Here is a 23,876-nt window from a genome sequence, read left to right as displayed (position 1 = left end):
CGGACAGAAAAACTATGAGGCGTTTTCAGTTAATAGGACAACACTCATAATAATTCCTAAAAATATAAGAATGCTCAATAAGCCAATCAGAGTAACTCTCCATCCGCCGAAAGTTTCACCGCCATTTTGAATATGTTTTTGAATGTTCTGTTCCTGGAATTTTTTCAAGAAATAAGAAGCCACAGCTGAATAAAGTATAGGGAAGAGAATACTAGGGAAATTATCGGGAATGATAAAAATAAGTCCAATAATTGCAATCATTGACAGTGTGGTAATAATCCATGTGTTCTTTGCTTTTTCAGAATCATTAAATGCTTTAAAATTTTCTGCAATGCAATACGCTGCAACCAGCGGACCAGCAAAAAATGTTCCTATTCGTATCGCTTTTTCTGAATATATTTTTTCGGTTGGAATTTCTTCAAAAACTGATTTTTCTAAATTATTGTCTTCTATCATTTTTTATAAAATAAGATTTGTGATCTATTGTATTGCTTTAATTTTTTCTGGAATTTTATTAATCAGTTCAAAATGTTTTGCCATTACATTTTCAAGTTCTAATGTTCCACCTAGAATAATCATTTCTTTGTGCGTAAAACGTTTTCCTAAACGGTCTTCGAGCATAATTTTTTCCATACTTTGAGCCATTTCAATTTCAAGTAAAAATTCATTCGGATGTCCCGCAGTGCAAATTACAAGTCCGTACGGAATGGTTTTCATCTTTCTTGAAGTTTCATTTTGTCCGTAAGCATATCCAACTGAATAAACACGATCAAACCAGCCTTTTAATTTTGCTGGACAATCACTCCACCAAACAGGATACAGGAAAATAATACAATCTGCTTTTTCTATTTTTTCCTGTTCTACTAAAACATCTTGAGAAATTGGGAGCTGTGCCTTAGCAAAACCTTCACGCTCATATTCTGCTTCAGACATATCACTAACAAAATTAGATGCATACAAATCGGAGACTTCAATATTCCAATTTTCATTGCCTAAAACTGATTTTAATCTTTCTAAAACCTGAAAAGTGTATGATTTTTTGCTCGGATGCGCGTAAACAACTAGAATATTCATTGTTAGATTTTTTGTGTTAGAAAATGCTCTTAAAAACTAATTGAATTTTGTACGAAAATACAAATTAAAATAAAAGTTTTTATTATTCTTCAGAAAATTCTAAAATATCTCCAGGCTGACAATTCAGAACTTTGCAGATGGCTTCAAGTGTGCTGAAACGGATTGCTTTTGCTTTGCCAGTTTTTAGAATGGAAAGATTGGATAATGTTAAATCTACTTTTTCTGAAAGTTCATTTAATGACATTTTTCTTTTTGCCATCATGACATCTAAATTTACTATAATAGGCATAATTTTTCGTTTAAATGGTTAGGTCAATTTCAGATTGGATTTCGATTCCTCTTTTAAAAATCTGTGCAATGACAAAAAGTATAATGGACATAAATATCCAAACGCTTCCGCCTTCAAGATTTAAACTTTCCAGTGTAGGAATTTTTATTCCTTTTGTAGTTAGCCAGATATTGAATTTTGCGGCCCAAAGGGAAAATAATCCGATTCCGAAAGCTAGATACGAAAGATATGATATAAAGTTTCCTGTTTCTAAGGTAAAAGGCTGTTCTATATTTAATTTTTTCTCATGAAGCAATTTTACAATTATGTATAACATAATAGCTTTGAGAATAGCTACAATACTGATGAAACATATTTCCTGTACATAGAAACCTGTATTAAAAGTATAAAGGTCAAGTAAATCTAGAAATCTAGCATTGTATGAATTTATGGTCATGGTATAAATTCCGTTAAAAAGATACATACCAGCTTCTACACATAAGCCAATAAAAATAATCCAAGATAAAATATTCAGGATTTTTAGAATCTGCGGTGTTCCAATTTTAATTTCCATGTTATTTAAGATTAGAAGTTATGCTGCTAAAATAATAAAAATTTATTGATAAGCAATAAATAAATGGTTTTTATCAAAAAAAATAGCTTCATCAATTTAATGACGAAGCTATTGTTGTATGTTTAGAGATTTTGTTTATCGAAGCATTTTCTTTTCGTTCTCGAGCATTTTTTCAATGTTAAAATAAATTCCGTCTACATTATAAACACCCTTTTCGAAACTTAGGTAGTCACAATTTTCAACAAGTGATTGGCCTTTCGATTCAATTTCAAAAAGATTGAGCAGTATGTATTCGTGATCGACCATTAAAACATGAAAACCAGTTTCGCATTTTTTACCGTCGCCAGAAGAAAGAATGACATTCATGATACTGTGAAATTTAAAAGAGGTAATTTTTGCAGCAGTTTCGTCGCCTTTTAAGTGATAAATGTAAGCTAGATAGTTGAGCTGTCTAAGGTCAAATGGAAAGTCTTTTAAAGAATTATTGGCCAGTTTTATAATTTCATCATAATCTGAAGCTTCGAGTTTTTCTTTAGCATAAAAAGTACGAAGTTTTTCGTCATCGGGAGAAGTCCAAAAGGCGTTGTATTTGGGCTGAAAAAAGTAACCTAGATATAAATGGCGGTATTCGTCGTGGGTTAAAAGCGTATCATTTTTCACTAGCCTTTCAATTAATTTCGGATAAAAGAATTTGGAGTTTTTATCACTGATTTCTTTTTCTATTGCTTTGTAATCTGGTTTGGTAAAACCGATATCTTGAGCATTTAAATGGATTCCGAAACAAAAAAAGAGAAGAACAAAAGTTTGTTTTAGCATGATCTAGAAGGTTTTAGATTATAGTTCTGGTCTTACTAAAATACAAATTATTTTAAAGCGAAACGTTCTTTTAAAATCCTAATTCAGCATGGCAAAATACGTTTTCATCATGTTTCATCTATTATCCATTTTCCTTTTTCTTTTGCTATATCAATTAATTTCTGACCTTGTTCTGTCATTAAATTCTGCTGAATCATGCGTTCGGCTCTTTCGATATTTGGTTTGCTCCATTTACTGGTTTTTGGATTTCGGTGAGAGAAAGTGAGGTAATAGCTTTCTGCATCTCTTTTTTTGCAGAGACTGTCAATCCAGCCAAAACAAAGCGCTTCTTCGGTTGCTTCAACTAAATTGACACTTTTCATTTTACTTTTTTTATGATACAAAATAAGCCAAACTGATTTTTCTGTCTGACTATTTTGCTGTAGCCAATTGCGCCAATCTTGTCTTGTTTGGGCATAAACGGCTAATTTTCCGTCTTTAGTTTCCATCTTTTTAATTTTACTTTATAAAGGTAAAATGACCTTATGACAACTGTATGTCAGTAATAAAATTAAAAATAAAGTTTGAAAATTAAATCTTTAAGCTATTATAATTTATTTTAACCGAAGCAATTCGCCTTTTCGTTTCACAATGTTTTTATAGTCCCATTGAATTTCTCTGCTTTTTTTGAGCCAGCGTTTTAAATCTTCTTCGTTTATTTGACTGGAGTTTATGTAACGCATTTCTGCTGCTTTAAACGAACCTTCGTTTTGCAGTTTTTCTTCATCAAAAGATTGTCCGCTCCAAAATAGTAATCTAACCGAATTTTTTAATTTGCTGTAGCCCACAATCGGATTTCCGTCTAGAAACCAAACAGGATGAGCGTGCCATATTTTGTTTTCGGCTTCGATCAAGTTTTTATTTATAATAGAATAAAGGAGATTACAGATTTCTTTGTTTTCTGCTGTCTGAGAATTGTTGTATTCCTGAACCTGATTCATAGCTAAAACATTTAGGTTATTTTACATCTTTTGTCAGCTCAAATAAAATATAAGTTCCGTTGCTTGACTGTCCTTTAGATTTTTCTCTGAATCCTTTTTTAAGATAAAATTCAGTTGCTTTTGTGTTGCTCACAAGACATTTTAACGTAATTGGAAATGCTGTTTTTTGTATGGCGGCTTGTAATAATTGAGTGCCAATGTTTTTTCCTTGATATATAGTATCAACGTAGAGATGATGAATAAAATTGTTAGGCATCCAGATCGAAATAAATCCGACAGCAATATTATCTATGAGAGCAGTTAGGATATATTCTCCTTGAGTCTGCTTATCGAAATCTTCTAATTTAAATTCTGATGTGTCTTGCTCCGTAAATGTTCGCTGTCTTTCATTTAAGAAAATGGTTCTTAAACGTGGTAAATCGATATTTCTAGATTCTTCTACAACTATCATTTCGAATTTACATTTATTGTTTATTAAGCGTAAACAAGATAAATAAAAAATCCGATTGGTTTGCACAAATCGGATTTTGATTTTTTATTAGAGCTGAAGCTTTTTCATGAATTCATTTGATGCCAGCTCTAAAGCCTTATAATAGTTTCCTTTTTTAAGTTCTGGAACAGAATAAGTAGCAATTATGTTTTGGGTGTCTTCATTACTTAATTTGTATCTTATAAAATCGACACTTATTACCTGAATTTGTCTTAACGTTTTACTTACTATTATTAAAAGAGTAGGGTCTAGTCTAGGGTCTTTTGATAGAAATTTATCGAGTTCTAATGTATATTCTTCCAATGACTTAAATGGCGCATAAGAAGGAGTCGTGATCACAACAATTTTATAAAGATATTTTTTTTCAAAACCGTTTAGTGTGGTATTCAAAGACTGAAGTTCAGCTGGTTTCAGTATTTTTTCGAAGTCGTTTACACAATCTGCAGATCCTGAAAATGAGTTTTTCAGTTGAGAAGCAAAATCAGTGTCGGTTTTGGTTTGGGCAGATATAAGAACTGAGGTTAACAGTACTAGCGTAAAGAATAATTTTTTCATTCTGTGGCATTTTAGATTTGGAGCAGCAAAAGTAGTACATTCTTTAATTTTAACAGATGAAAAATAGAATAGTTTTGGACTTGAGTTGAAAAAATATATAAGACTTTACATAAAAATAAAATCCGATTTACAGAAGCAAATCGGATTTTGAAGTTTTTACTGTAGTAGGGGAAGTAAATGATCCCATTTTAATTCTTTAGCAAAATCTAAAGGAGTTTTGCCAGTTTCTGTTTTTACATTTTTGTCTGCACCAATTTCTAGTAAAACTTCTACAGAATTCTGGTTTCCTGCTATAACTTCGCGATGCAGAAAAGTATAGCCTAACTCATCCTGATTGGTTACTTCCTCTGGATTATTTTTGACAAAATCGATAAGACTTTCTCTCATGTTTTTGCTCATTGGATGTTCTATTAGATTTTCGGGTTTTTCTTTTTGCTCATTTACAACCAGAATGTCATTAAAATCACCAAAATCCAATCCCCATGCTTCGTCATGCGATTCTCTTTCTTCATCGCTCATTTCAGAACGCATTGCTTGAATTGTAAACGCTCCATAAGTTTTGCCATCAATAGCAAATAGCCAGTCGCTTATTTGATTAACTGGAATTGCGATTTCGTCTCCATTATTTACATTGGTCAGCTCATCGGGATCATTTACTAAAATTCCGTATATATTTTCGCCATCAAAGTTGACGTCGTTAATCCACATGTGCTCTACGATTGTTTCGTTGTCTATTTCTTGAGTAAAAGCCAGTTTTACACAAGCAACATCCAATCCTGGAACTATTCATCTGTATTCCCAAGATAGTTCTCTCCAGAAATATTTAAAGGTTTCTTGTGCTCTTTTGTAAGCTTCGATCATTTTAGGGTTTTCCCCGTCGGCGTAGAATATTTTTGTTTCTTCCATAACAATGCTTGTTTATAATGATTTATAAAAGTAATCTTTTTAGTACTTTGGGAGAAATGTTGTTTAATGAATTTTGAGATTTGTTTGAAGTTCTTTTTTTTAACCGTAGTATTGTCATTTCGACGTAAGGAGAAATCTTCGCGAGAAACTCCGCAAAGTAAAGTTATTAGCAATGATTTTTTTCTAATCTTTGTCGAGTTGCTTGCTAAGATTTCTCCTTACGTCGAAATGACAAAGATCGGCGATTCACTTTGTAGAATTTCTAGTGTGATTTCTCCCCTTGGTCGAAATGACAAAGATTGACGATTTACTTTGTAGAATTTCTAGTGTGATTTCTCTCTTCGGTTGAAATGATAAAGCTATAGGCATAAAAAAATCCGACTTGTTTTCACAAATCAGATTTTATAAATTGAAAATTATATATAACTCCGTAAAGACATTTAGTCTCTACTTTGTATATTTTTACAAGTGAATTACTTCGCCGTAAGCATCAGCTACAGCTTCCATAACAGCCTCGCTCATTGTTGGGTGAGGGTGGATAGATTTAAGGATTTCATGACCTGTAGTTTCTAGTTTACGAGCTACAACTGCTTCTGCAATCATATCTGTAACACCAGCACCAATCATGTGGCATCCTAACCATTCTCCGTATTTAGCATCGAAAATTACTTTTACGAATCCGTCAGCATTTCCAGCAGCTTTTGCTTTTCCAGAAGCTGAGAATGGGAATTTACCAATTTTTAATTCGTAACCTTTTTCTTTTGCTTGTTTTTCTGTTAAACCTACAGAAGCGATTTCTGGAGTTGCGTAAGTACAACCAGGAACGTTTCCGTAATCGATTGGGTCTACGTGTAAACCTTTAATTTTTTCTACGCAGTTAATTCCTTCAGCAGAAGCCACGTGAGCTAAAGCTTGACCTGGAGTAACGTCTCCAATTGCGTAGTATCCCGGAATGTTAGTTTCGTTGTACGCGTTTACTAAGATTTTATCTCTGTCTACCGCGATTCCAACTTCTTCTAATCCGATGTTTTCAATGTTTGTTTTAATTCCAACTGCCGAAAGTACGATGTCAGCTTCTAGAACTTCTTCTCCTTTTGCAGTTTTAACGAAAGCTTTAACTCCAGCTCCAGTTGTGTCGATACGCTCAACAGAAGAGTTAGTCATTACTTTAATTCCTGATTTTTTCAAAGAACGCTCAAATTGTTTTGAGATATCTTCGTCTTCTACAGGAACTACGTTTGGCATAAATTCTACGATAGTAACATCTGTTCCCATTGAGTTGTAGAAGTGAGCGAACTCAACTCCAATTGCTCCAGAACCAACAATGATCATAGATTTTGGCTGAGTTGGCAATGTCATTGCTTGACGGTATCCAATTACTTTTACACCATCTTGAGGTAAGTTTGGCAACTCACGAGAACGAGCACCAGTTGCGATGATAATGTGATCAGCGCTATATTCTGTAACTTTATTGTCTTTATCAGTAACGTCAAGTTTTTTTCCTGGTTTTAGTTTTCCAAAACCTTCAATAACGTCAATTTTGTTTTTTTTCATTAAGAATTGAACACCTTTGCTCATTCCTTCAGCAACACCACGGCTGCGTTGAATAACAGCAGGGAAATCTTTATCAAATTCAGAAACTTTCAATCCGTAGTCAGAAGCGTGTTTAAGGTAATCAAAAACCTGAGCAGATTTTAAAAGCGCTTTTGTTGGGATACATCCCCAGTTAAGGCAAACTCCACCTAGATTTTCTTTTTCTACTACAGCAGTTTTAAAGCCTAATTGTGAAGCTCTAATCGCTGTTACATATCCTCCAGGACCACTTCCTAAAACAATAACGTCGTATTTCATTTTTTTTGCTTTTAGTATTAACAATCGAATGTGAAGTTTATATTTCCGAAACTCATCTTTCGATTTCTTCTTTTGTTATTTGTGATTGCGAATTTAAGGATTTATTTTATATGAACACTTGAAATTTTGTTTTTAAAGACAGAGATTTTGGTCTTTTCACAGAAACCGAATGAATTGTGAATTGTAAATTGTGAATTATGAAGTGATTTTTGCTATTTTGACGATAAATCTGAAAAATTTAGATGATTATTTAGTTGTCTCTCTGAGCGAAGTCGAAGAGCTTTGTGCGGGCTTCGACTCCGCTCAGCCTGACAATTGTTGAATCTATTGTCATAAAAAAATAAGCCACAGATTATAAAGATTAAAATGATTTCTAAAAAATCTGTGCTAATCTGTATAATCTGTGGCTTATATAATTATGAGTTATGAATTAATAATTTACCATTCACAATTAACCATTCACCATTAAATCTTAACGTGTCCCCAGTTTTCTCCGCTGGCAATTCTTCTAATCTGCATTTCGCTTACGCCGAATTGTTTGGCAATCATTTTAAGACGTGTTTTTTGTTCTGGTCTTGCAAGGATTTTTTTAATTAACATCACTTTTGTAGTGGTTAATTTTCGCCCATCAGCTTTTAGGTTGTGTTCAATTAAGTTTTTCTTTGCCTGAATCACGCGCGGACTTTTACGGCTGTGCGCCATCATTTCTTGTTTGGTTGCCCAGCGCAAGTTTCTTACATCATCGTTGGCTCTATTGTAATCCAGATGCAGTACATACGTTTGTTCTTCCGATTCTTTCGGAATAAAATATTGCGCAACTAGTTTGTATAAGAAAAGATATTTATTTACGATTTTATCGTCTTTTTTAACCTTAAAACGGAAAGTTGGATATCCGTCGCTTAAACCGCCTTTTAAGATGCGTCCGTTTTCAATATCGTCGGTAAAGCTTATTAGTCTTCCCCTGTTTGAAATGGCATATCTTAATTGTAATGAGGCATTTATTTCTATTTCTTTGAATTTTTCATCAGGATAAAATCTATTTTGTGGCATTGTCTTTTACATTTGATTTCTATACTCTCAAAGATAAAAAATAAACCAAAAATTTCAGCTATCTCATTCATTGTGAAAGGGCAATTTTATGATTTCTATAACGCTAATTTAACGTTTTAAAGTGTTTTTGATAGTTTTTAGTCGGATTTTAAATCACAAATTATCAAAAACGCAGTTTTCTTGTTTTTTGAATCTGGATTAATTTATAGCTAAATAATTATTAAATTATTGATCCAGCCAATTTTTGAAGTTATTGATTTCTTTTTTACTGATAAAAATCGCGTCAGATTCAGCTGCTGGAACCGTCAAAATCAATTCGACCTTCTGATTAGAATGTTTTATAACTTCTTTAATGCTGTCTCGGCTAACGATATATTTTCGGTTTATTTTGAAGAAGTTGAAAGGGTCGAGACTATTTATTATATCAGTCAAAGTACTATTGTACAAATAGCTGTTTCCAGATTTTATATGAATAAAAAGATGTTTTCCAGTCGCTAGAAAATACGAAATTTCGTTTTCATTAATAGAAATCATTTTATAACCGTGATTTACTAGGAAATGACGCTGTATTTTACTGCTTTCAGGATTTTCGATTGCAACTAAAGATCGAAGTGTAGCATTGCTGTTAAAGCTATCTTTTATTTTTTTGAATTTCTGAAGTGCTTCTAACAATTCTTCTTCTTCAAATGGCTTTAAAAGATAGTCGATTGTAAAATGTTTGAAAACAGAAATGGCATACGAATCGTAAGCGGTTACAAAAATAACAGGGCAGGAGATATCTGCTTTTTCGAAAATTTCAAGACTTTTTCCGTCGCCCAAATGTATGTCCATGAAGGCAAGATCTACTTTGTTTTCGCTAAAAAATGCTACAGCTTCTTTAACCGATTTTAAAACGTTGATTGCATCAATCGATAAAACGTCCTGCTGTTCTAAAATAGATTTTAGATAGCTGGAAGCAAGATGTTCGTCTTCGACAATAGCAATTTTCATTTTACGGACTTTAAATAATCAGTATATTTTGCAAAGATAAATCCATTCGTAATAAAGAGGCTATTTTGTTGGTAGTTTTTTATAAAAAAAGGCCTAGCTGTAAAAACTAGACCTCTTTTAAAAAAAACAATAGGTGTATTATAGATTGGGGTTGTTCAATCTCGCGTTTGCTGGGTAAATAAGAGTATAACGCGGATCATTTTGTATCAAAGTATAATTTTGTCCTTTTAGAGTATGAACAATCTGTTTTTGTGTTGTTCTTCTTAAATCAAACCAACGTTGACCTTCAACAACAAATTCACGTTGTCTTTCTGCCAATATAAAGTTGGTCAGATCTGCTGCATTCATAGCGTTTACTTCGCTTTCAAGTTGTGTGTATCCTGTTGCTGAATATCTGTTTTTCACAAAACTTAAAACAGTCTTTTTAGCATCTGAGATATTGTTGAGTTTTACAGATGTTTCTGCTTTTGTCAAATACAATTCAGAAGTTCTGATAGTACATTTGTTCTCGTCGAATCTTCCTTTTTCAATTATGTAATTGCTTCCACTAGTTGAAAAGTAAAGAGGAAAACGCAAATCTGTTGTTTTGCTATAAGCGTTAATCAACTCTGGCGATGCAAAAGAAGATTCCATAATGTCGGTAGTATATCCTACTTCTATAGCTAAAATAGATTCTGCAGTATCAAACTTTGTTGGAATAATAGGAGTCGAATTTAAATTAACTAGATTACTGTTTATAGCAAGTGCTTTGTTGGCAGCATCTAAAGATTTTTGCCATTCTTGTCGATAAAGATAAATTCGGCTTTCTAAACTGTACAAAGCAACTTTAGAAAAGCGGTAGTTTATGCCTTTAGTTTGAGAACTTACATTGATTAATTTTTCAGCTTCATTTGTGTCTGAAATAATTTGGTTGTAAATAACTTCAACAGTTTGCGGAACAAAAACTTGCTCTAAGTCGATTTCTAAAGCTAACGGAACTGATTTATCTGAAGGAGCTGTTGCTGCATTGTATGGTTTTCCAAAAAGATTTACCAAGTCAAAATAAGCTAAAGCTCTAAGTGCATAAGCTTCTCCAATTAATTGATCTCTTTCAGGAGAAGCATCCAGTTTTTTTGAAGCTTCATTGATTACTACATTCGTATAGAAAATCGTAGTGTATAGTTCATCATATGGAAAAAACTTAGTAAACTGATCAGGGTTTCCATCTTTCCAGATATGAATGTCTCTATAAGATACAGTTCTGTCACTATCTTCATTTAAAACCAATTCGTCTGTACGCATAGACGTCAATGCTTTGTGTTCTGGATAGATGGAGTAGCCTGTAGTTAAAACAGCTCGAAATTGTGGTAAAGTTTCTGGAATCACTTTTCCGATAGGAGTCACATCTAGATATTCATCGCAACTGCTGACAGCAATCGAAGCGACAAAAAGAAATATATATTTTGAGAATTTTTTCATCTTTAATTGTATTAGAAAGTTACATTAAATCCTATAGTAAATGATCTAGGAACTGGCTGCGCATAAATGTTTCCGTATGTTTCAGGATCAAAATATCCTTTAAAATCAGAACCTACAACAAATAGGTTTCTCGCTTCAACATTTAATCTGATGCTTTGAATGTTAATTTGATCTGTGAAAGATTTAGGGAATGTATAACCTAAACGCACACTGCTTAATCTCATGTAGCTCATTTCGCTAACCCATGTATCCAAATAGTTGTATGTAGGCACTTGATTTGCTCCAGCAAACCATAAATAAGCTAAATAAGAATCTCCTGTTCCAGAATCTTTACTTGTAATTCCTGGTAAATTAGAAGATGTATTTGTTGGCGACCAAGCATTTAAAATATCTGTTGTAAAGTTTTGTCCTCTATCTACTTGTGTTCCGTTGTAAGGAGGTGTTTTAACTACAGTTTGTTTTAAATTGAAAGCTGCAGCAACTGTCAAATCAAAATTGTTTATTTTAAAGGTATTGGTAAGACCTCCAGTAAATTTCGGGTCTTTGTCTCCTAAATAAACAAATAAATCTCTAAATTCTGCTGGCGTTAAGCTTGATTGCGCAAATTCTCCAGGGAAAAAGTCTGCATAAGGATCAAATAAACCAAAGAAAGTTTGTGCGTTTACCGTTTCTCCTTTTTTATTTACAAATAGTGGATAACCGTTTTCATCAATTCCGTTTGTTTTAAATCCGAAAACAGCATTTACAGCATGACCTTCTTGGTTTGGCGTATACGTGTTGTCACGAATTTCTAGACGGTCAACATTACTCTTGTTATGTGCAAAGTTGATGTTTGTTGTCCATTTGAAATTTGGGCGATCAATGTTTTTTGTCGCGATAGCGATTTCATAACCTTTGTTGCTTACTTGCGCCCAGTTCATGTTTGTAAACTCAAAACCATTTTCTAACGGCAAAGATCTCATACCAATTAAGTCAGTACTTTTTCTTCCGTAAGCATCTGTAACAATGCTGATGCGGTTATTGAATAATCCTAAGTCTAAACCAAAGTTGGTATTCTGTGTTTTTTCCCAACGCAATTTATCGTTTGGTGGACTTATAACAACAATTGTTGGTTCTGTTGTTCCAGGTAAAATAGTTGTTATTTTGTTATTTCCCATTACGTATGGCGAAGTTCCTTTATCAATATTACCTTGTAAACCGTACGAAGTACGAAGTCTTAAATTAGATATTACTTTGCTGTCTTGAAGGAATTTCTCTTGAGAAACTAACCAAGATCCAGAAACCGACCATAACGGTAAATATTTGTACTTAGGATCTACACCAAATAAGTCAGAACCATCGTATCTAACACTTCCAAAGAAGGTATATTTTCTATCATAAGTATAAGAACCAGTTGCGTAAAATGAAGCAAAAGCGTTTTCGTTCTGGTTTTTTACGTATGTTCTATATTCAGGATTGTTTGCTGAGTCTGAATTTGGGAAAATAATTTGCTGTGTTGTCAATGTGTTTGGGTCAAATCCAAAACCTTTTGTTGCAATACTTGTAGTGTAAGTTCTTCTCAATTCATTACCTACCATTGCTTCAATTTCGTGTTTTTCACCTAAAGTCTTGCTATAGTTAACCATTGTTTTTAGGTTATACTGAAAGAAATCGGTGTTTGAATTTTGAATAATACCTCCATTTGGAAGGAAATAATTGTATTTTCCGTCTTTGTAGTAACGTGTTTGTTCTTTTGTTCTTCTTGTAAAATAAGTGTCTGCAGCAGCAAATTTTTCGCTTGAACTATTATCTAACTGTAAACCTAATTGGCTGGTCACTCTTAAGTCTTTTGTAATTTTGTATTCAGCGTCTAATAAAGCCTTAACTGCTCTCGTTTTTAAATCGTAAGAAGTATTGTTTCTTTCTTCGATGATGTTGAAAGGAACATAACGGTCAGAATAACCAGCAATGTCTGGATCGTATTTGTAGCTTCCATCAGGATTATAAGGAGTCAAGTACGGATTTACGTTTCTTGAATAATTGGCAGGATTAGTAAAACCACTTGTATCTGCGATATAAGAAGTAGTTTTGTTTTCAGAACCAAAAATTCCAACACCAACTTTAAATTTATCCGTTATTTCGAAATTGTTTTTTAATGTTAAGTTATAACGTTTTAAACCAGTTCCAATAGTAGTTCCTTTTTCGTCATAATATCCTAAAGAGAAATAATAATCTGATTTTTCGCCACCTCCAGATAAACTTAAACCATGCTGTGTATTAATTGCAGTTTGGTATAATAAGTTACCCCAATTTGTATTGATGCCTCTTAAATTATTGATTGACTGCTGTGTCTGTGGACTCAAAGAAGAGAATCCACCGGCTCTGTATGCATCTAATTCATTCGCTCCGTTTAGGATACGAGCAACATCTCCACCGGTGTCTCTGTAAGTCAAATCTGCACGGCTAGCCAAATCAAGTTCAAAATCAACTTTTTGATTAGAGTTCATCAAGTTTAATTTTGACATTTCTGGTCTTAGCGTAATAAAGGTATTTGTGTTGAAGTTAATCGACATTTTACCGCTTCTTCCTTTTTTAGTAGTAACCACAATTACTCCATTTGCAGCACGTGCACCATAAATAGCCGTTGCAGCCGCATCTTTTAAGATAGTAATATCTTTAATGTCGTCTGGATTTAAACCAGCAATAGAGTAGTTGTTTAAAACATCAATATTGTCTTTATCATAATTTTTAGGAGCATCATTATTCTCTAACGGAAGTCCGTCTAATACCCATAAAGGATCTTGAGAGCCGTTTAAAGAAGCTGTACCTCTAATTCTGATTTTTGCCGCTGCACCTGGCGCTCCAGATGGAGTAGTAACAGCAACTCCTGCAACTTGTCCAACTAATAATTGATCGATACTAGAAACCCCAGCTTGCTGAATCGAAGCCATATCTACTTTTGTAATAGCAGATGTAAGCTTTCTTTTTTCAATTTTTTGGTATCCCGTAACTACAATTTCCTGAAGTTTTGCAACCTCAGATTTTAAGTTGATTGTATATTCTTTTTGAGCTGACAATTCAAGGGTATAAGGCTGATATCCCATAAAAGTGATTCTCAATGCGGTAACTTTTTTTCCTATTTTCAAAGTAAATTTACCATCAAAATCTGTTGTAGTTCCAATGCTTTCACTTTGAATAATTCCTGATTGTGATGTTTTACTTCCGATAGAGTTGTTTTCAACAAAAATTGAAGCTCCAGGAATAGGTTGGTGATCATTTTCATCTAAAATGATCCCCGAAATGGTTCGGGTTTCCTGCGAGTATCCTGCGATGGCCAGGAACAGCAGTAAGGCTTGTAGAAAATTTTTCATGTTTTTGGGTTGTGTATTAAAAGGTTGTGTTTAGACTTTTTTCGATTCGCTGTATCAAATCGCGGTAATGGTTTTGGGTTGATTGGTCTCCAGTATTCTTTTTGGTTTTTAATAACTGAAGCACTTTATTTAATTCGCCTTTTTTATCTGAGGTTACTTCTGCAACTCTACTTAAAAAAGCATTATTAATGTTTCTCGCCATATGAGCATCATCTAAATAATTGCATAAATGCGGCATGCTTAAAGTCTGCTGAATTTCGATTGATTTCTTCGCTTCGGTTTTTTCAAATAATTTATTTGTCGAAATAATTAATACATCTACATAATTCTTTTGTGTCATACGCTCAAGAATTGATAGTGATTTATTCGCAATTGTTCCAGCAAAAACGTTTTGATGCATTTTTTTAAACAAATCATTTACGGTAAAAACAGGGTCTTTAGTTTTATTTCGCTGATATAATTCATTCTCTGTCATTCGAAGTAAACGGTCGTCTCTGAACAAGCTGTACATAGCATCGTATTGTAATCCTCGTGCCATTGTGTATGGTGTATACTCATAAGGTCCAAAAGGAGAATCTTTCAACGGATTTGTTTTTTCTAAAATATCATTGAAAAACAACCACTGCGGAATTGTAAGGACATTTTTAACTAAATAATCTGCAGCTCTTTTTTGCATTGCAGCAGGAACTGGAACATAACTTTGTTTGTTATCGCCATGAACCGTTGTATTTAAATAAACACCACCAATATTAGCTAATACATGCTCATTGTATGTTTGCCACTGGCCAATAGCTCCAATATACAGTTTGCCTGTTTCGTAGTAAGACTGATCTTTTTCGTAAGTCCAGCTTAAAATATTATCTACAACACGTTTTAAGTTTTTCAAACCGTATTCGCTTGCTTTCATGGCATCATTTCCTAAATCTTCAGACTGAGAACGAGGATCAATTACATTTCCTTGCTGCTCACCATAAAAATAAATGGGGTCATCTTGATGTTTTGTAATTAAGGCGTTTAGTTTTGTTGTTTCGTTGTCGTTAGGCGAGTACCATCTGTAACCCCATTCAATAGCATATTTATCGTATTCTCCAATTTTCGGAGTAATAACTGTTACGTTGTCTTCTGGCTGTGCTACATAATTGTAACGGGCATAATCCATAATTGATGGAGCTGTTCCGCCCATTTTTGCTGTGAATTCTTTAGAGCGCAACGATTCTACATCGTAAGCAAAAGAAGAACCCATATTATGTTTTAAACCAAAAGTATGTCCAACTTCGTGAGATGAAACAAAACGGATAGCTTCTCCCATATGTTCATCACTAAATTTATTTCCTCTAGCTTTAGGATCAATTGGTCCTGTCTGAATGCGCATCCAGCTTTGAAGCGAAGTCATTACATTATGCCACCAGATAATATCGGCTTCAATAATTTCACCGCTTCGTGGGTCAACGACAGATGGCCCCATAGCATTTGATTTTGGAGACGCAGCGTATGTAATTACCGAATAGCGAACGTCATCAATATCAAAATCTAAATCTTTATCAGTAGGTTCTTTTGCGATAATAGCGTTTTTGAAACCCGCTTTTTCAAAAGCTGCCTGCCAATCGTGTACTCCATCAATAATATATTTTCTCCATTGTTTTGGAGTCGATGGATCGATGTAATAAACGATTGGTTTTTTCGGCTCTACTAATTCACCTTTCAAATATTTTTCTTCATCTTCTTTTTTAGGTTCTAATCTCCAGCGTGTAATGAGTTCTTTTTCAACCATTGCCTGCTGTGCATCGGTAAAATACCAATGTTTTTCAGAAAAGAAACCAATTCGGTTATCAGAAAAACGTGGTTTCATTGGAGTTTTATCCAATAAAATAATATTACTTGTTACGCCAAGCGTTACCGATAATGCCGGTCCGCCTTCGCTTACAGAAGTTGTCAGTTGTGATTTTACGACAATGTTCTTAGGAAACGATTTTACGCCTTCAATATAAGAAAGCTCAGATTTTACAGAACCTCCAAAACCAATGTTGCTCAAAACATCATTGAAGCTTTTTTGTTTTCCGTCAAAAATCTTGTTTACTTTAATAACAACAGAAGTCGAATCGTTGTTTTTGGTTTCAATATCAAAAACTTCAATAATAGATTCTGCAAAATTATTTTGAACCGATTGTGTAATCGCATCTTCTTTTGGTGAAGAAACCTTAGGGACATACGATTTTACCCAGACTTTCTTTGCTATTGTATCTTTATAAAAACTAATGACTTTGTTTTCATAATTCATTCCTTTATTTAAGCCAGCTTCGTTTACTTGAAAAGGAACTTGAGATAATTTGTTTACTACTAAAAATTCTCTTTGGAATAAACTGTCCTGAATTTCAAAATAAACATCGGTTTTTACTTGAATGACATTGAAGATTCCCTTTTTTACAGAACCTTTTTTTACAAGGTCGTCGTATTTTTTACCTTTTTTAGAATCGGTAGAATCTTTTTTAATTTCAGTTTTGTCCTCTTTTTTGTCTTTCTTTTTCTTTTGAGAATGAACGGTAAGCGGCGATAATAATAATAGGAGTATGCAAATTGTTATCAAATTATGCAGGAATGATTTTTCCTTCATCAGATGTTAAGTTTAGGTTAATTTTAGGTCCGAAACTATTTTATTTTAGTTCATGAAAAAAACAAAAAGGAGTGAGTGGCTTTTTTTTAGGAGTGAATGGATATTAATGGAAGAATACAAACAAAATAGCCATCTTTTTCTGATGTCTTAAATTCTGTTTTTGAATAATAATTGTAAATACTCTTTAGGTAATTTAACCCAAATTTAGTACTCAATTCTGCAGTCAATTTCTTTTGAAGATTGTTACTGATGATAACCTGATCTTCTTTAATCAGGATTTTTGTAGTAAGTGGACTTTCCTGAGTGGCTCTGTTATGCTTAATAGCATTTTCGACCACAATCTGAAAAGCAAGATAGGGGATGTGTTTGTTTAATGCAATTTCGCTTTCAATTTCAATAGAAAAGAATAACTCTTCTTTAAAACGAGTTTGCTGCAAAAAGATATATTTTTCGATAAATAATAATTCGTCCTTCAAGCGAACAATGTTCTTTTCTGGCGGATCAATTAAATAACGATAAATACGAGATAAGTTTAATGTGAATTTTTGTGCAACTTTAATATCACTTCCAATCAGCATATAAAGCGAATTGAGTGAATTAAATAAAAAGTGCGGATTAATCTGCTCTTTTAATTGTTGCAACTGAATCAAAGCTTTTTCTTTGATGATTTTTTCGTTTTCGACTAAGAGTTTGTTTTTCTCTTTTGTAACAATTTCTTTTTCTTTATAAGCACGTCTGCTGGCATAAGAGAAAAGAGAGAAAATTAGTAGCAACATTACAGTTGTAATCAAATAAATCGAAGTTGAGTACTTTTTAACTAAAGCCACATTTTCGTCTGCAACCATTTTTGGAACATTAACACAGATGAACCAGTTTGAGTGTTTAATGTCCAGTTTTTTGGTAAAACGAATCACATCCAACTGCAAGAACTCAGACAAAGTTGTGCTTTTGGCAAAATCTTGTTTTTTACTATAAATAGTGTCAGACGGTTTGAAAGATGAAATCTTAAAAATATTTTTTCCAAGAAAAGCAATTTCTGGATGGTAAATGCAATTTCCGTTTTTGTCAAAAACAAAAGCGTAATTAGTAGCCGTTTTGGTTTTGTCTATTTTAGAAATATAACTATGAAGCAATCTTAAATTGATATCATAGCCATATTTTACAATGGTTTTGTTTTCTGAAGTTAATTTGAAATAAATACGCCAAACCCATTCATTTCCTTGCGGAAGAATTACGCTCAGATGATCACTGTTTTTATTTTGAAGAAGAAATGCTTTTACGTCATTTTTAATTTCGTTAGAAATAGAAGAATTTCCGTATTGAATTGCATTTTCATTAATCTGAAACCAATTGTTTACAATCAGTTTATTATATGTTTGAAGCGAAGATAAAAGCTGAAGATTATTACCTAGGTTTTGAGAATTGCTTATTTTTAAAACATGCTCAATTTTTTTTTCCTGCTCCAAAAACTTCGAAAGCTCTTCGGACATGAATTCCTGCTTTTTAAAAAAATTGCGCGTAGCTATATCGTCATTCGATTTTTCAGTTAAATCAGTAATCAGATTGCTCAGAATATAGACTGCCGAAACCGTAATCAGGATCGAAACAATAACATATATTAGAAATGCGCGCCTAGAGGTAATATTTTTTAATCTAAATTTCAAAAAGTAACATCATGACTTAGTTTGCTACGGCAAATTGCGAGTCATATAAATTTTTATAATACCCATCAGTCTTTTGCAATAACTCCTGATGTGTACCTTGTTCAACAATCAATCCCTTATCCATCACCACAATCTTATCTGCATTTACAATTGTTGCTAATCTATGCGCAATAATAATAGAAGTTCTTCCTTTTGTAATCGTTTCTGTTGCACGCTGAATCATTTCTTCAGAATACGTATCGATTGAAGAAGTTGCTTCATCCAAAATTAAAATACTAGGATTACTCACATAAGAACGTAAAAAAGCAATAAGCTGTCTTTGTCCAGACGAAAGCATAACGCCTCGCTCTTTTACATCAAAATCATAATTATCCGGTAAGTTCATAATAAAATCATGAACACCGATTTTCTCTGCTGCATCAATTACTTTATCTCTTGTAATTTCTGGATTGTGCAGCGTAATATTATTGTAAATCGTATCGGCAAACAAAAATACATCTTGCAAAACCACAGCAATTTGTTTTCTTAAAGAAGCCAAAGTGTAGTTTTCTATGTTTTCGCCATCGATACAAATTGTTCCGCTGTTGATTTCGTAAAAACGATTCAATAAATTAATGATAGTAGATTTTCCTGCGCCTGTAGAACCAACAATTGCAACAGTCTGCCCAGCAGAAACTGAAAGATCTATACCTTTTATTACTTCTTCTTCAGGAATATAACTAAAACGAACATTTTTAAATTCGATACTTCCATCAAAAACTGGCGCTTCAATTTTTCCAGTATCCTGAATATGATCTTGTGTATCGATAATATCAAAAACACGATTGGCAGCAATCATTCCCAATTGCATCTCGTTAAACTTATCGGCAATTTGTCTCAACGGATTAAAAAGCATTCCGATAAACATCGTGTATGAGAATAAATCTCCGAAAGTTGTAAAATGATCTCCATTCAAGATTCTGAAACCACCATAAACCACAACCAAACCTAAAGTAATAGACGAAATAATATCGGCAATAGGGAAGAAGATCGAGTTGTACAGAATCGTCTTAATCCAAGCTACTCTATGTTTGTTGTTGATTTCTTTAAAGTTTTCGGCCTCTATTTTTTCACGGTTAAAAAGCTGTACAATTTTCATTCCCGTAACGCGTTCCTGAACAAACGAGTTCATGTTGGCAATTTGCGTTCGTACTTCCTCAAAAGCAACCTGCATTTTGCGTTGAAAGATTCTCGTAATATAAACCAGAATAGGCATGGCAATTACCACAATCCAAGTTAGTTTCCAGTTCATGTAAAACATAAAAATAAGAACCACGACCATTTTCATCAAGTCGCTTATAATCATAAATAAACCCTGACTGAAAATACGGGCAATCGATTCAATATCCGAAACCGCTCGTGTAACCAGCTGTCCAACCGGAACCAAATCAAAATACTTCATTCTAAAACTCAGAATATGCTGAAAAAGTTTCGTTCTAATATCTTTTACAATGTCCTGACCAAGCCAGTTTGCCCAATACACAAAGTAAAACTGCGAAAAAACCTCCATTAGTAAAACTACGCCCATTAAAACGATATACATTAGTAAACCCATTTTATCATGAGTTTTAATGTACCCGTCAACCGTTTCTTTAAGTAAATAAGGACGGAGCGCAGCAAAAATAGATAGCGAAACGGCAAAAATAATTACGCCGTAATAACGCCATTTATAAGGCTTTGTATATTTTAAAATTCGTTTGAATAATCCTGTGTCGAATGCTTTTGCTTTCATTTATTTTTAGGAGCTGTTTCCTGCTTTCCGTTACAAGTTTTTCTCAAAAATATGTTTTTGTTTAATTTTTATAAAGCTTCCGTTGGTCGCTCCATAAAAATTACAAAAACTATATTTTTTTCAAAAAAGCTTTTCACTTCAATCAGGGCTATTAAATGTAATCGTAATAAATATTGGTCAAATATAAACCATGCGCCGGAACCGAAAATCCAGCTTTTTCTCTGCTTTTGCTGGCAATGATATTTTCAAAATCGGTTAAAGTAATTTTCTTTAAACCAATATTAATCAAAGTGCCTACAATTGCACGAACCATATTTCTCAAAAAACGATTTGCCGAAATCGTAAAAATTAGTTTCCCATTTTCTTGTTTCCAGTATGCCTCAAAAATCGTGCAATCAAATGTGTTGACATCAGTATTAACTTTTGAAAAACACTGAAAATCGGTGTGCTTTAATAATATCTGAGCGGCTTCATTCATTAAATCTACATCAAGTTGTTGCGTAACATACCAGCTCAGTTCCTGTAAAAACGGATTTTTAATCGTATTGATATGATATTCGTAAGTTCGTTTTGTTGCGTCAAATCGGCAATGTGCGTCATCACGAACCGGAATAATATCAAAAATCGCAATATCTTTTGGCAAATAAGAATTCAGTTTATAAACCAAAACCGGAATATCCAAAGTCTTTTCAGTATCAAAATGTCCATACATCTCACTTGCATGAACACCAGTATCTGTTCGCCCAGCACCCATAATGCTGATCGTTTCGTTTAATAAAACCGAAAAAGCCTTATTTAAAGTTTCTTGAACAGAAGAAGCGTTTGGCTGTATCTGCCAGCCATGATAATGTGTTCCGTTGTAAGCGAATTGAATAAAATATCTCATTTTAAGGGACAGAGGTTCTGAGTGGCAAAGGTACAAAGGTTTTTTTTAAAAGATGCTAAGATTCTGAGGTACTAAGGTTCTAAGTTTTTTCTTTTTAGGAACAAAGGTTCAAAGTTACAAAGAGGTAAAGTTTTCATCGTGCATATCTGTAGAGACGCAGCGCAGTGCGTCTCACGCCCGATTGAAAAAATTGTACTTATATATAGGTATACTATTTTCGATATGTTTTTTAACTAATAAACATCCATTTCTATAAATTCTAAAAACAAAAACTCAGTCGCTTAGTATCTCAGAATCTTAGAAGCTTTGTTAAAATCCTTTAAAAGCCAAAATGCAAATCATAGTTTGTTCAGCTAAAAATCGTGTCAGAAATTGACAATTCCAACGATATAATTGAAATTATTTTTTAACATTTTTAGTCAGAAAATTCTAAATGTTAAATTTTAAAATTTTTCATTTTAACATTTCATATTTCTCCTATGTTTGTATCACTAAAAAACAAAAACTATGAATGAAATTACCTCTTATTGGTGGATACTTTTAATTGTATTTGCCATTCTTTTTTACAAATTTATTTTGCGCGTTTTCTTCGGAATGGTGATCGTTCCTGAGGATAAAATTGGTTTAGTAACTAAAAAGTTTGTTTTGTTTGGCGCAGACAAATCATTACCCGACGGTCGAATTATCGCAACAAAAGGCGAAGCGGGCTATCAAGCCAAAACACTTGCTCCGGGGTTATATTGGGGAATGTGGATTTGGCAGTATTCAATTGACATGACTAGTTTTACATTAATTCCAGAAGGAAAAATTGGACTAGTTCTTAGTAAAGATGGAAAAGAAATTCCGACAGGAAGAATCTTAGCCAGAAGAGTAGAAAGTGATAACTTTCAAGATGCAACAGCATTTTTAGACAACGGCGGACAAAAAGGGCGTCAGACTGCTTTTATTACAACAGGATCGTATCGTATCAATACGTTTTTGTTTGAGATTGTAATTACAGATCAAATCAAGATTTACGAAAACATGATTGGTATTGTTACAGCTCTTGATGGCGAACCAATTCCGCAAGGACAGATTGCAGGTAAGTTTGTAGATAGTCACAACAATTTTCAGGATTTTGATAAATTCCTTGAACATGGCGGAAACCGTGGTTTGCAGCCTCAGGTTATGTTAGCGGGTTCTTATTATATTAATACTTGGGGAATTCTAATTGAACAAAATCCAATGACAGATGTGCCAATTGGTTACGTTGGCGTTGTGATTTCTTATATTGGAGAAGACGGCCAAGACGTTACAGGCGACACTTTTAAACATGGAAATATTGTTTCAAAAGGACAGCGCGGTGTTTGGATGGAGCCTTTCGGACCAGGAAAATATGCCTTGAATAAATATACAACCAAGTTAGAACCTGTTCCAACAACAAATTTGGTTTTAAACTGGGCCAATGCAAGAAGTGAATCGCATGATTTAGATAAAAACCTATCTACGATTACAGTTCGTTCAAAAGATGGTTTCCCATTCAATCTTGACGTTGCACAAATTATTCACGTTCCAGCAGCCGAAGCGCCAAAAGTAATTGCACGTTTTGGTAGTATGAACAACTTAGTTTCTCAGGTTTTAGAACCTACAATTGGTAATTATTTCAGAAACTCAGCTCAGGACAGCGACGTGATCTCGTTCTTGACAACTAGAAAAGAACGTCAGGAATCGGCTAAAAATCATATTAAGTTAGTTCTTGATGAATATAACGTAAATGCAGTTGATACGTTAATTGGAGATATTGTTCCGCCAGATTCGTTAATGAAAACGTTGACAGATAGAAAATTGGCTGAAGAAGAACAAAAAACATATCAAACCCAAAAATTGGCGCAAGAACAGCGTCAGGGAATGGAAAAGGAAACAGCAATTGCAGATATGCAGAAAGAGATTGTACGAGCTTCGCAAAGTGTTGAAATTGCACAACGTACCGCAGATGCCACTGTTAAGAAAGCTGAAGGAGATGCAACAAGTTTAAAGCTCAATGTAAATGCTGAAGCAGAAGCTACAAAAATGCGTGCAAGTGCGGAAGCAGAAGCAACAAAAGCAAGAGCAGGAGCACAAGCAGAAGCAACAAGACTGAACGCAAGCGCAGAAGCTGAAAAAATCTCGAAAACTGGTTTGGCTGAAGCGGAGAAAATTATGGCGATTGGTAAATCTACTGCAGAAGCATATCAATTGCAAGTTAGTGCTATGGGCGGAGACAACTTTACCCGTTACAAGGTAACCGAAGAAATTGGTAAAGGAAATATCAAAGTAATTCCAGATGTATTAATTTCAGGAAATGGCGGTTCTGATGGTTCAATTAGTGGCTTATTAGGATTGAAATTGATGGAAATGATGGACACAAAAGAATTAAAAGAAGGAAAAAATCCTAAAAAACAATAAGTTCTACATCTTAAATAATTTCAAGAATCCGATTTGCGAAAGTGAATCGGATTTTTTCATTAAAAACTTACTTAGCAAAAGAAACACTGGGATCTTAAGAACCTTAATATCTCAGGACTAAAAAAAGAAAAAACCTTAGTACCTTAGCGCCTCAGAAT

19 protein-coding genes and 1 pseudogene are annotated in these 23,876 nt (G+C 33.6%); 1 reads left to right on the top strand and 19 read right to left on the bottom strand.

Annotated elements, in window-relative coordinates:
* Positions 1–12 precede the first annotated feature (12 nt).
* The 19 genes and pseudogenes from OZP10_RS02270 to truA all read right to left on the bottom strand — a co-directional run bounded on the left by OZP10_RS02270 (position 13) and on the right by truA (position 21,294).
* A complete protein-coding gene (locus OZP10_RS02270) occupies positions 13–456 on the bottom strand; it encodes a hypothetical protein (protein WP_281633325.1) in 444 nt (147 codons plus the stop codon).
* Between the two features lie 24 nt (positions 457–480).
* Entirely contained in the window at positions 481–1,074 is a 594-nt protein-coding gene (locus OZP10_RS02265; protein ID WP_281633324.1) for an NAD(P)H-dependent oxidoreductase, read from the bottom strand.
* A gap of 82 nt (positions 1,075–1,156) precedes the next feature.
* The gene (locus OZP10_RS02260; protein ID WP_281633323.1) at positions 1,157–1,363 is read right to left on the bottom strand and encodes a helix-turn-helix domain-containing protein; all 207 of its coding nucleotides are present in this window, start codon (positions 1,361–1,363) and stop codon (positions 1,157–1,159) included.
* 10 nt (positions 1,364–1,373) lie between these two features.
* The gene (locus OZP10_RS02255; RefSeq protein WP_281633322.1) at positions 1,374–1,916 is read right to left on the bottom strand and encodes a DUF2975 domain-containing protein; all 543 of its coding nucleotides are present in this window, start codon (positions 1,914–1,916) and stop codon (positions 1,374–1,376) included.
* A 135-nt stretch (positions 1,917–2,051) separates the two neighbouring features.
* Positions 2,052–2,732, bottom strand: coding sequence for a DUF4919 domain-containing protein (locus OZP10_RS02250; RefSeq protein ID WP_281633321.1), 681 nt, complete (start codon positions 2,730–2,732; stop codon positions 2,052–2,054).
* Between the two features lie 107 nt (positions 2,733–2,839).
* Positions 2,840–3,220, bottom strand: coding sequence for a YdeI/OmpD-associated family protein (locus OZP10_RS02245; protein ID WP_281633320.1), 381 nt, complete (start codon positions 3,218–3,220; stop codon positions 2,840–2,842).
* Positions 3,221–3,325: 105 nt separating this feature from the next.
* The gene (locus OZP10_RS02240; protein WP_281633319.1) at positions 3,326–3,712 is read right to left on the bottom strand and encodes a DUF1801 domain-containing protein; all 387 of its coding nucleotides are present in this window, start codon (positions 3,710–3,712) and stop codon (positions 3,326–3,328) included.
* A gap of 16 nt (positions 3,713–3,728) precedes the next feature.
* Positions 3,729–4,163, bottom strand: a complete 435-nt coding sequence (locus OZP10_RS02235; RefSeq protein WP_281633318.1) for a GNAT family N-acetyltransferase — start codon at positions 4,161–4,163, stop codon at positions 3,729–3,731.
* Between the two features lie 87 nt (positions 4,164–4,250).
* Positions 4,251–4,757, bottom strand: a complete 507-nt coding sequence (locus OZP10_RS02230; RefSeq protein WP_281633317.1) for a TPM domain-containing protein — start codon at positions 4,755–4,757, stop codon at positions 4,251–4,253.
* Positions 4,758–4,913: 156 nt separating this feature from the next.
* Positions 4,914–5,663 (bottom strand): annotated as a pseudogene (locus OZP10_RS02225) (YegJ family protein).
* 462 nt (positions 5,664–6,125) lie between these two features.
* Entirely contained in the window at positions 6,126–7,514 is a 1,389-nt protein-coding gene (lpdA, locus tag OZP10_RS02220) for a dihydrolipoyl dehydrogenase (protein WP_073416603.1), read from the bottom strand.
* A 465-nt stretch (positions 7,515–7,979) separates the two neighbouring features.
* A complete protein-coding gene (locus OZP10_RS02215; RefSeq protein WP_111379090.1) occupies positions 7,980–8,564 on the bottom strand; it encodes an NUMOD4 domain-containing protein in 585 nt (194 codons plus the stop codon).
* A 225-nt stretch (positions 8,565–8,789) separates the two neighbouring features.
* Entirely contained in the window at positions 8,790–9,554 is a 765-nt protein-coding gene (locus OZP10_RS02210; RefSeq protein ID WP_281633316.1) for a LytR/AlgR family response regulator transcription factor, read from the bottom strand.
* A 138-nt stretch (positions 9,555–9,692) separates the two neighbouring features.
* Positions 9,693–11,012 (bottom strand): RagB/SusD family nutrient uptake outer membrane protein, encoded by a 1,320-nt coding sequence (locus tag OZP10_RS02205; protein ID WP_281633315.1) that lies wholly within the window; start codon positions 11,010–11,012, stop codon positions 9,693–9,695.
* Between the two features lie 11 nt (positions 11,013–11,023).
* Positions 11,024–14,362, bottom strand: coding sequence for a SusC/RagA family TonB-linked outer membrane protein (locus OZP10_RS02200; RefSeq protein WP_281633314.1), 3,339 nt, complete (start codon positions 14,360–14,362; stop codon positions 11,024–11,026).
* A gap of 16 nt (positions 14,363–14,378) precedes the next feature.
* Positions 14,379–16,973: a zinc-dependent metalloprotease gene (locus tag OZP10_RS02195; protein ID WP_281633313.1), complete on the bottom strand. Its 2,595-nt coding sequence runs from the start codon at positions 16,971–16,973 to the stop codon at positions 14,379–14,381.
* 86 nt (positions 16,974–17,059) lie between these two features.
* Positions 17,060–18,463 carry a histidine kinase gene (locus OZP10_RS02190; protein ID WP_281633312.1) on the bottom strand — a complete coding sequence of 468 codons (1,404 nt, stop codon included), beginning with the start codon at positions 18,461–18,463 and terminating at the stop codon, positions 17,060–17,062.
* Positions 18,464–18,653: 190 nt separating this feature from the next.
* Complete coding sequence (locus OZP10_RS02185; protein ID WP_281633311.1) at positions 18,654–20,408, bottom strand: ABC transporter ATP-binding protein; 1,755 nt, start codon at positions 20,406–20,408, stop codon at positions 18,654–18,656.
* Between the two features lie 151 nt (positions 20,409–20,559).
* Entirely contained in the window at positions 20,560–21,294 is a 735-nt protein-coding gene (gene truA, locus OZP10_RS02180; protein WP_281633310.1) for a tRNA pseudouridine(38-40) synthase TruA, read from the bottom strand.
* A gap of 507 nt (positions 21,295–21,801) precedes the next feature.
* Between truA and OZP10_RS02175 the strand changes: the two genes are divergently transcribed.
* The gene (locus OZP10_RS02175) at positions 21,802–23,718 is read left to right on the top strand and encodes an SPFH domain-containing protein (protein ID WP_281633309.1); all 1,917 of its coding nucleotides are present in this window, start codon (positions 21,802–21,804) and stop codon (positions 23,716–23,718) included.
* The last annotated feature ends 158 nt before the right edge of the window (positions 23,719–23,876 follow it).

The organism is Flavobacterium luteolum, assembly GCF_027111275.1.
GTDB classification, from domain to species: Bacteria; Bacteroidota; Bacteroidia; order Flavobacteriales; family Flavobacteriaceae; genus Flavobacterium; species Flavobacterium luteolum.
This window is presented reverse-complemented; position numbering and strand designations above follow the sequence as displayed.

Bases quoted from the DNA above. Each gene is read 5' to 3' on its own strand.
- OZP10_RS02185 (WP_281633311.1), bottom strand. From the start codon at position 20,408: ATGAAAGCAAAAGCATTCGACACAGGATTATTCAAACGAATTTTAAAA.
- OZP10_RS02190 (WP_281633312.1), bottom strand. From the start codon at position 18,463: ATGTCCGAAGAGCTTTCGAAGTTTTTGGAGCAGGAAAAAAAAATTGAG.
- OZP10_RS02235 (WP_281633318.1), bottom strand. From the start codon at position 4,163: ATGATAGTTGTAGAAGAATCTAGAAATATCGATTTACCACGTTTAAGA.
- OZP10_RS02255 (WP_281633322.1), bottom strand. From the start codon at position 1,916: ATGGAAATTAAAATTGGAACACCGCAGATTCTAAAAATCCTGAATATT.
- OZP10_RS02250 (WP_281633321.1), bottom strand. From the start codon at position 2,732: ATGCTAAAACAAACTTTTGTTCTTCTCTTTTTTTGTTTCGGAATCCAT.
- OZP10_RS02200 (WP_281633314.1), bottom strand. From the start codon at position 14,362: ATGAAAAATTTTCTACAAGCCTTACTGCTGTTCCTGGCCATCGCAGGA.
- truA (WP_281633310.1), bottom strand. From the start codon at position 21,294: ATGAGATATTTTATTCAATTCGCTTACAACGGAACACATTATCATGGC.
- lpdA (WP_073416603.1), bottom strand. From the start codon at position 7,514: ATGAAATACGACGTTATTGTTTTAGGAAGTGGTCCTGGAGGATATGTA.
- OZP10_RS02205 (WP_281633315.1), bottom strand. From the start codon at position 11,012: ATGAAAAAATTCTCAAAATATATATTTCTTTTTGTCGCTTCGATTGCT.
- OZP10_RS02265 (WP_281633324.1), bottom strand. From the start codon at position 1,074: ATGAATATTCTAGTTGTTTACGCGCATCCGAGCAAAAAATCATACACT.
- OZP10_RS02195 (WP_281633313.1), bottom strand. From the start codon at position 16,973: ATGAAGGAAAAATCATTCCTGCATAATTTGATAACAATTTGCATACTC.
- OZP10_RS02260 (WP_281633323.1), bottom strand. From the start codon at position 1,363: ATGCCTATTATAGTAAATTTAGATGTCATGATGGCAAAAAGAAAAATG.
- OZP10_RS02240 (WP_281633319.1), bottom strand. From the start codon at position 3,712: ATGAATCAGGTTCAGGAATACAACAATTCTCAGACAGCAGAAAACAAA.
- OZP10_RS02270 (WP_281633325.1), bottom strand. From the start codon at position 456: ATGATAGAAGACAATAATTTAGAAAAATCAGTTTTTGAAGAAATTCCA.
- OZP10_RS02230 (WP_281633317.1), bottom strand. From the start codon at position 4,757: ATGAAAAAATTATTCTTTACGCTAGTACTGTTAACCTCAGTTCTTATA.
- OZP10_RS02215 (WP_111379090.1), bottom strand. From the start codon at position 8,564: ATGCCACAAAATAGATTTTATCCTGATGAAAAATTCAAAGAAATAGAA.
- OZP10_RS02210 (WP_281633316.1), bottom strand. From the start codon at position 9,554: ATGAAAATTGCTATTGTCGAAGACGAACATCTTGCTTCCAGCTATCTA.
- OZP10_RS02245 (WP_281633320.1), bottom strand. From the start codon at position 3,220: ATGGAAACTAAAGACGGAAAATTAGCCGTTTATGCCCAAACAAGACAA.
- OZP10_RS02175 (WP_281633309.1), top strand. From the start codon at position 21,802: ATGAATGAAATTACCTCTTATTGGTGGATACTTTTAATTGTATTTGCC.